The sequence below is a fragment of the Lentzea sp. JNUCC 0626 genome, assembly GCF_043632865.1.
Taxonomy (GTDB): domain Bacteria; phylum Actinomycetota; class Actinomycetes; order Mycobacteriales; family Pseudonocardiaceae; genus Lentzea.
Genome location: NZ_CP171635.1, coordinates 3373762 through 3380938, shown reverse-complemented (window position 1 = coordinate 3380938; position 7177 = coordinate 3373762). Strand labels below are relative to the sequence as shown.

Sequence of the window (7177 nt, the reverse complement as noted above, 5' to 3'; positions counted from 1 at the left end):
GGGACGCCGGATTTTCGGGCCGCTATTTGGTCGCTTTCGTCCCATTAGGTGAGATCGCGAACCACCTGTCGTCGACGCCGTGGCCCGTCGTGTCGCCCGCCTGCTCGTCGTCCACGTACCGGTACACGGGCTTGCCGGCGATCGTCACCTGCTCCGTGCCGTCCGGACGTTTCATCGTGCCCAGGAGCTGCGCGTCGAGGGCGGGTGCCTCGATCTTGCCGCCGGCCGCGAGCAACGGCGGCCACACGAGCGTGCAGTCGGCTTCGAGACAGGTCGACTTGGACGGTCCGTCCTGGACGGTGAAGTAGAGCGTGTAGTGCTCGCGGTCGGCGACAACGGCGCCGACCGCGGGCGACTCCTCGACCTGCAGTTTCGCGATGTCGTTCGGAAGAACCCGGGTGGGCCCCACGACCGGACCGGCAGCGGCCTCCAGTTCGTCCAGTGAGGCTGTCTCCTCCTCCGCTGGTGCGGAGCAGGCACCCAGAACGACGAGCAGCGCGAGAACGGCGAATCGGCTCACACGGGGGATTACGGACAGCGATGCGTCAGTGGTTCATCGGGGCTTGTAGGCGTCGTTGACGTCCATGGGGGCGCCGCCACCGCGGTTGCCGCCGCCGGGGATGTAGATCGTGTCGGCGACGCCGATGGCCGCCGTGCCGTGGCGGGGGATCGGCATGGGTGCGAGCACCTCCCAGCGGTTCGCGCGGGTGTCGTAGGCCTCGGTCTCGGAGAACACCGTGTTCACGCCGTCGACGACCTTGCCCTCGCCGCCGAAGGTGTAGATCTTCGAGCCGACGACGGCCGACGCGATCCCGCCCCTCGGGGTCGGCATCGGTGCCCTTTCGGTCCACTTGCCGCGGCTGTAGGCGTAGACGGTGTCGCGGACGTTGACCTGGCCCCGGTCGCGGCCGCCCACGACGTAGAAGGTGCCGCCGACGATCGCGCCGCCGACGTGGTCACGGGCCTCCGGCAGCGACGGCAGGGTGGCCCAGCGGCGCGTCACGACGTCGTAGGTGTGCACGTCGGCGATCGTGTCCTGGAGGCCGCCCGGGCCGGGCGTGAGGGTGCGCATGCCGCCCGCGAGGTAGATGCGGGTGCCGAGGACGCCCATCGCGGCGCTGCCCCGTTCGAAGCCCTTCGGCATGGGCGGGAGCTTCGTCCACCGGTCCGTGACGGGGTTGTAGACGAAGCTGTCCGCCAGCGCCTGCCACGACGCTCCGCCGGACAGTCCACCGAGGACGTAGATCCTGCCGCCGACCGCCACGGCGTTGGGGTGGTTCATCGGCACGGGCAGCGGGGCCGCTCGCCGCCACGTGTTGGCGCGCGTGTCGTAGACCTCGACGTCCGCGACGGTGGTGACGCCGCCAGCGCCGTCCGGGCGGATGCCGCCGATGACGTACACGTGCCGGCCGAGCGCGGCGACGCTGTGCTCCTGGCGCGGGCCACCGGTGATCGGTGCTCGCAACTGCCAGCCGGCGCCGTAGACGGGGTTCGTCACCGGTGCCGTCGGCGGTGCCACGGGATGGTCCGGGTGGGCGTGCGCGACGGCGGGGAACGCGAGCGCTGCGGCGAACGTGGCGGCGAGGACGCGCTTCATGACTTTTCTCCCGTTGGTTAGCGTTGATAGCGTGATGTCCGAATCGACGCTAACACGATCTCTGTAACGCTGACAACAAGCGGTATAACGCGGTTACAATGCGATAGTTCGCGCTGATGAGCGAGCACTCCCAGGTCCGGGACCGCATCCTCGCCGCGGCGACCGAGCTGGGCGTGGACGCGTCGATCCGCGACGTGTGCGCGGCGGCCGGGGTCACGCCGCCGACCGTCTACCACTACTTCGGCGACAAGAACGGGCTGCTCGACGCCGTCGCCGCGGCCGGGTTCGGGCGGTACCTCGCCGAGAAGCGCTCCCGCGAGCCGTCCGCCGACCCGGTCGAGGACCTGCGCCGCGGCTGGGACGGCCACGTCGAGTTCGGCGTGCGCAACCCCGCGATCTACGGCCTGATGTACGGCGGCCGCAGCGTGCCGCACCCGTCCATGGCGCTCGGCCAGGAGATCCTGCGCGGGATCATCACGCGCATCGGCGAGGCCGGGCTGCTGCGGATGCCGGTCGACGACGCCGTGCAGACCGTGCACGCGGCCACCGTCGGCACCACGATCCTGCTGATCACGAACCCGTCCGAGCCCGGCATGGAGAAGCTCTCCGAACGGACCCGCGAGGCCGTGCTGGCCTCGATCCTGGTCGTGTCGGAGGGCTCGTCGGAGCTGGCCGACGCGGCTCGGCACCTGCTGGTGCTGCTGGCCGGCACCGGCACCGACCTCACGCCCGGTGAGCTGGGGATCCTGCGCGAGCTGCTGGCGTCGCTCGGGGCCTAGGCGCTGTCCTGTAAGTCTCGTCGGGCGTCCGTGGCGGCCGAGGGACCCGGAGACGGCACCGCCGCAAAGCCCGAATACGCCCGGTATGAGGGCATTGCGGCGGCACCGTCTCCGGGTCGCTCGCCCGCACCTGCCACCTGACGAACTTGCAGGACAGCGCCTAGGCCGCTGGCCGGGTGATCGACGCCAGCATGAGTTCACGGATCTCGGCGGCGATCTCGTCGATGGCGAGTGGCGGTTCGTGCGCCTGCCACTCGCGCAGCAGGCCCGTGATGGCGCCGACGAGCGCTATCGCCGTGAGCCGGTACGAACGCTGGGGTGCCACGCCCGCGGCCGCCGCCCGGAGCGCCTCCGACTCGATGAACTCCGCCCACGTGTTGACCCAGCGCACGTGCTGCTGCTCGATCTCCGCGTTCACGCCCACGGCCTCGACGTAGTTGAGGCGCGGCGCGCGCGGGTCGGCGGTGACGCTGCGGACGAACACCTCCAGCAGCGTCGTGATCCGGGTGTCGAGGTCGGCGGTGGCCAGTTCGGTCAGCGCCGTGCGGACCTCGGCGAACGCCGTGGCGTTGATCAGGTCGTGCAGCTCGCGCAGCAGCTCTTCCTTGGAGGCGAACTCCTCGTAGAAGTTGCGCGTGGAGACGCCCGCCTCGGTGCACAGCTCGGAGATCTTGGTGGTGGTGAACCCGGCGCTGGTGAACAGCTGGAGGCCCGCCTGCAGCAGCTTCGCCCGGCGCTCGGCCCTGCGCTGCTCGGGTGAGATTCCGCCGTAGGCACGGGCCACCGGGGCGCTCCAATCTGGTAACTGGGCTTGTCAGATTACGTCCGGGCAACCCCGCCCGCACCTCAGGCGTCTAGACCTTTGCGTGGGAGGTCAGCTGCCCGTCGCGCTGGGGATGAGGGCCGGACAACCAGCCCTGGGGTAGTCGGCGTTGTACTCGAAATGCCACTGCTCGTTTTCGTAACGGCGGCACCAGCCGAGGGTGTTGCCGTTTTTCTCGACCCATTGAGCGGATTCGATGGGTTGAATGTCGACGGCGAATCCGATCACGTGCATCGAACGGTCCGGCGGGTTCAGCACGTACTTCGACGCCAATTCTTCGGTGCCGAACTTCTTGACCGCCTCGTCGAACTCCGCCTGCTGCTGCCCGCGGCTGCGCTTGCCGTCGTTCAGACAGAGGGTGACGCCCTGCTCGGAGGCCTTCTGGCGGAGCTTCAGCCACGCCTGGAGCACCTCGGGGCGCAGGCCCTCCGGCTTCTCGTCGAAGTACCGCGCGTCGATCGCGCAGTTCGGTCCGTCCGGCGGTCCGGGCACTTCTTCGAAGATCGCGAGCGGCTTTCCCGGATGGCGGTCGAACACGAGCGTCAATCTGCCCAGGTAACCCAGCGCACCGCCAGTGGAAACCACGAGTGTGACGATCAGCAGCACGCCGAACACGACGCGTCTGGAGGTCTTGGACATGAATCGGATAATACGTCCTTTGCGGCGGAGGTCTGTCAGCAACCCGTAACAGTCCGTCGGCAGCTGCGTCTCCGCGAACGTGTCGCGCGACACATCCGTTCGGCTCAACGATACTTTAGATGCGGCGATCAAATGTGATCGGTGAACGTTTCCTGGCCCCTTTCGCAACGGCGATTCCGGGTGGCAACATCTGCGGCGGCCGAGAACCGGCCCGTTTTTGTGAGGTCTCAGGAGGACCGCTTTCATGTCCGGCCGCATTTGTGCGTTCGTTGCTCTGCTCGCGTCGTTTTTCGCCTTCACCGGCACGGCGCAGGCCGCGCCCGCTCCCCGTGGGAACACCGCCCTGGTGTTGACCGCCCAGTACTCCGAGTTCGACGACAACGCCTTCAAGGCGACCGTGCTGACCTGCGAACGAGGTGATCAGCACCCGCGCAGGGCCCTCGCCTGCGCGACGCTGGCCTCCGCCGGGACGCAGCTGGCGACCATGCAGGCCGACAACCGTGCGTGCACGTTCCACTACGCACCGGTCGAGGTCTCGATGTTCGGCTTCTGGCGTGGTCAGCCCGTGCACGAGGTGCACACCTACCCGAACTCGTGCGTCATGCTGGCGCACACGGGTGCCCTCTTCGATTTCTGACGATCGGACACGGCACCAAAAAAGAAATGTGGTGCGGGGCGCGGCAGGGGCGCTCCGCACCACATTTTCTTGCGGGCGAAATCACTGCTGCGCCGAATGGCGGCAGGCCTGTCAGGTATGCGAAGGTGTGATCATGGCCGCCGCCCCGCGCTTCCCGCTGCTCCACTGGACGACCATCACCCCCGTGCTCGGCATGGTCCTGCTCGCCGTCTTCTGGGGACGTGACCTCGGGGGCGTGCTCGTCGCGCTCGTCGCCGTGGTCCTCGCCGCGACCGTGCTCGCCGCCGTGCACCACGCGGAGGTGGTCGCGCTGCGGGTCGGCGAACCGTTCGGCTCCCTCGTCCTCGCGGTCGCGGTGACGATCATCGAGGTGGCCCTGATCGTCACCCTGATGGTGTCCGGCGGCCCCGAGGCCTCTTCACTGGCACGCGACACGGTGTTCGCCGCGGTCATGATCACCACGAACGGCATCATCGGCATCTCGCTGCTGCTCGGCGCGCTGAAGCACCACACGATCCTGTTCAACGCGGAAGGCAGCGGCGGCGCGCTCGCCACCGTGATCACGCTGGCCACCCTGACCCTGGTGCTGCCGACGTTCACCACCTCGACGCCCGGCCCGGAGTTCTCCGGCGCCCAACTCGCCTTCGCGGCGCTCGCTTCGCTGGGCCTGTACGCGATGTTCGTGTTCACCCAGACCGTCCGGCACCGCGACTTCTTCCTGCCCGTCGACGAGGACGGCGTGATCGAGGCCGACGAGCACGCCGACGCCCCGACCGGCAAGGCCGCGCTGATCTCCCTCGGGTTCCTGCTCGTCGCCCTGATCGCGGTGGTCGGCCTGGCCAAGATCGAGTCACCCGCGATCGAGGCGGGCGTGCGCGCGGCCGGCTTCCCCCAGTCGTTCGTCGGCGTCGTGATCGCCCTGCTGGTGCTGCTGCCGGAGACGATCGCCGCCGCACGGGCCGCGTTGCGCGACCGGATCCAGACCAGCATCAACCTCGGCTACGGGTCGGCGATCGCGTCCATCGGCCTGACCATCCCGACGATCGCGCTGGCCACGATCTGGCTGGACGGACCGTTGACGCTCGGCCTCGGGTCGACGCAGATGATCCTGCTGCTGCTCACGGTTCTGGTCAGCGTGCTGACGGTCGTGCCGGGCCGCGCGACGCGACTTCAGGGTGGCGTGCACCTGGTTCTGCTGGCGGCGTTCCTGTTCCTGGCTGTGAACCCATAGCCGGGATTCGTCCCGGTCTGTTCTTCCGTTGTGCCCTGCTTTGTCCGACTCCTACGTTCGTGGGATGTTGCGTCGCAGGGCACTTCTGCAAACGGTCGCGCTCGGAGCTGTGTCGGCGTTGGCCGGCAAGTCCACAATGGACGTCCAGCTGATCAGGCCCGGCGACGCCGCCTACAGAGACGCGAAGCTCGGCTACTTCACGCACTACGACGCCCAACGTCCGAGCGCGATCGCCCGCGTCGTCTCGCCTGCTGACGTCCAACGGTGCATCGAGATCGCGCGAACCGACCGGACTCGCATCACCGCCCGGTGTGGCGGACACAGCTATCCGGGCTACTCCACGGCGGACGGCGCGCTGGTCGTGGACGTGCGCGGGCTCAACAGGATCGACGTCCGCGCGGACGGGACCGTCGAGGTCGGCGCGGGTGTGCTGTTGATGGACCTCTACATCGCGCTGGCCAACGCCGGGCGGATGATGCCGGCCGGAACGTGCGCGACCGTCGGCATCTCCGGGTTGACGCTCGGCGGCGGGATCGGGGTGACCGCGCGAGCGTTCGGACTCACCTGCGACCGGCTGGTGAGCGCGCGGATCGTGACGCCGGACGGGGTGCTGCGCACGGTGTCCGCTGCCGAGAACGCCGACCTGTTCTGGGCGTTGCGCGGCGGTGGCGGAGGCAACTTCGGCATCGTGACGTCGTTCGTGTTCCGCACCGAACCCGCGCGCAACCTCACGACGTTCACGCTCCAGTTCGCCTCGGCCGCGTTGCCCTCGTTGCTCAGCGTGTGGCCGGACTGGCAGGGCAAGGCGCCGGACGCGGTGACCTCGACCGTCGGAGTGGGCAGCGGCTCGAACCCGTACGTCGAGGTCGGCGGCTGCTTCGTCGGCACACCCGCGAACCTCAAGCCCCTGCTGGACGATCTGGCGCGGCGCGTCGGGTCGCAGCCGACTTCACGGCGCGAAACCGAGCAGAGCTTCCTGGCCGCGATGGAGCGGTTCGCGTGGTGCCGGGTGAACGACGGCTCGTGCAAGCCCAGCTGGAACGGGGGCGGCGGCTCGCAGTCGCGCGGGAGTTACGTTGCCACGTCACGGATGCTGACCAAGCCGATCACCGATCCGCAGAAGCTCGCCGACATCTTCAAGAACACGCCCAACTCGTACAACATGATCGACGCGCTGGGCGGTGCGGTCGGACGGGGGCCCGCCACGGCGTTCCCGCACCGCACGGCGCTGGCGAGCATCCAGGTCGAATGCACGCTGGCCGCGGGTGAGGCGAACGCGCGGCGGGCCATGGGGGTTGCCCGCGACGAGCTCGGGAAGATGTTCGGCGCCAACGGGTACGTGAACTACATCGACCCGCAGATGCCGAACTGGGCGCAGGCCTACTACGGCTCGTCGCTGACCAGACTTCGTGAGGTGGCGCGGAAGTATGACCCGGACCGGGTGTTCGCGTTCGCGCAGGGGATCGCGTGA

Annotated in this window: 8 protein-coding genes; 4 read left to right on the top strand and 4 right to left on the bottom strand. The window is 68.8% G+C overall.

Features of this window, described 5'->3' with window-relative positions; genetic code table 11:
• Window positions 1-22 precede the first annotated feature (22 nt).
• Entirely contained in the window at window positions 23-520 is a 498-nt protein-coding gene (locus JNUCC0626_RS14710) for a COG4315 family predicted lipoprotein (RefSeq protein ID WP_394620302.1), read from the bottom strand.
• A 33-nt stretch (window positions 521-553) separates the two neighbouring features.
• Complete coding sequence (locus JNUCC0626_RS14705; RefSeq protein ID WP_394620301.1) at window positions 554-1597, bottom strand: Kelch repeat-containing protein; 1044 nt, start codon at window positions 1595-1597, stop codon at window positions 554-556.
• A 116-nt stretch (window positions 1598-1713) separates the two neighbouring features.
• On the opposite strand from JNUCC0626_RS14705, the gene JNUCC0626_RS14700 reads away from it, so the two are divergent.
• Entirely contained in the window at window positions 1714-2376 is a 663-nt protein-coding gene (locus JNUCC0626_RS14700; RefSeq protein ID WP_394620300.1) for a TetR/AcrR family transcriptional regulator, read from the top strand.
• A gap of 160 nt (window positions 2377-2536) precedes the next feature.
• Here JNUCC0626_RS14700 and JNUCC0626_RS14695 read toward each other — a convergent pair whose 3' ends face one another.
• Both JNUCC0626_RS14695 and JNUCC0626_RS14690 read right to left on the bottom strand, forming a co-directional pair.
• The gene (locus JNUCC0626_RS14695) at window positions 2537-3160 is read right to left on the bottom strand and encodes a TetR/AcrR family transcriptional regulator (RefSeq protein ID WP_394620299.1); all 624 of its coding nucleotides are present in this window, start codon (window positions 3158-3160) and stop codon (window positions 2537-2539) included.
• A gap of 90 nt (window positions 3161-3250) precedes the next feature.
• Window positions 3251-3838, bottom strand: coding sequence for a D-alanyl-D-alanine carboxypeptidase family protein (locus tag JNUCC0626_RS14690; RefSeq protein WP_394620298.1), 588 nt, complete (start codon window positions 3836-3838; stop codon window positions 3251-3253).
• A gap of 244 nt (window positions 3839-4082) precedes the next feature.
• Between JNUCC0626_RS14690 and JNUCC0626_RS14685 the strand changes: the two genes are divergently transcribed.
• The 3 genes from JNUCC0626_RS14685 (at window position 4083) to JNUCC0626_RS14675 (ending at window position 7177) form a co-directional block, all read left to right on the top strand.
• Window positions 4083-4475, top strand: a complete 393-nt coding sequence (locus JNUCC0626_RS14685) for an SSI family serine proteinase inhibitor (protein WP_394620297.1) — start codon at window positions 4083-4085, stop codon at window positions 4473-4475.
• Window positions 4476-4608: 133 nt separating this feature from the next.
• Window positions 4609-5706 carry a calcium:proton antiporter gene (locus JNUCC0626_RS14680; RefSeq protein WP_394620296.1) on the top strand — a complete coding sequence of 366 codons (1098 nt, stop codon included), beginning with the start codon at window positions 4609-4611 and terminating at the stop codon, window positions 5704-5706.
• Between the two features lie 64 nt (window positions 5707-5770).
• A complete protein-coding gene (locus tag JNUCC0626_RS14675; RefSeq protein WP_394620295.1) occupies window positions 5771-7177 on the top strand; it encodes an FAD-binding oxidoreductase in 1407 nt (468 codons plus the stop codon).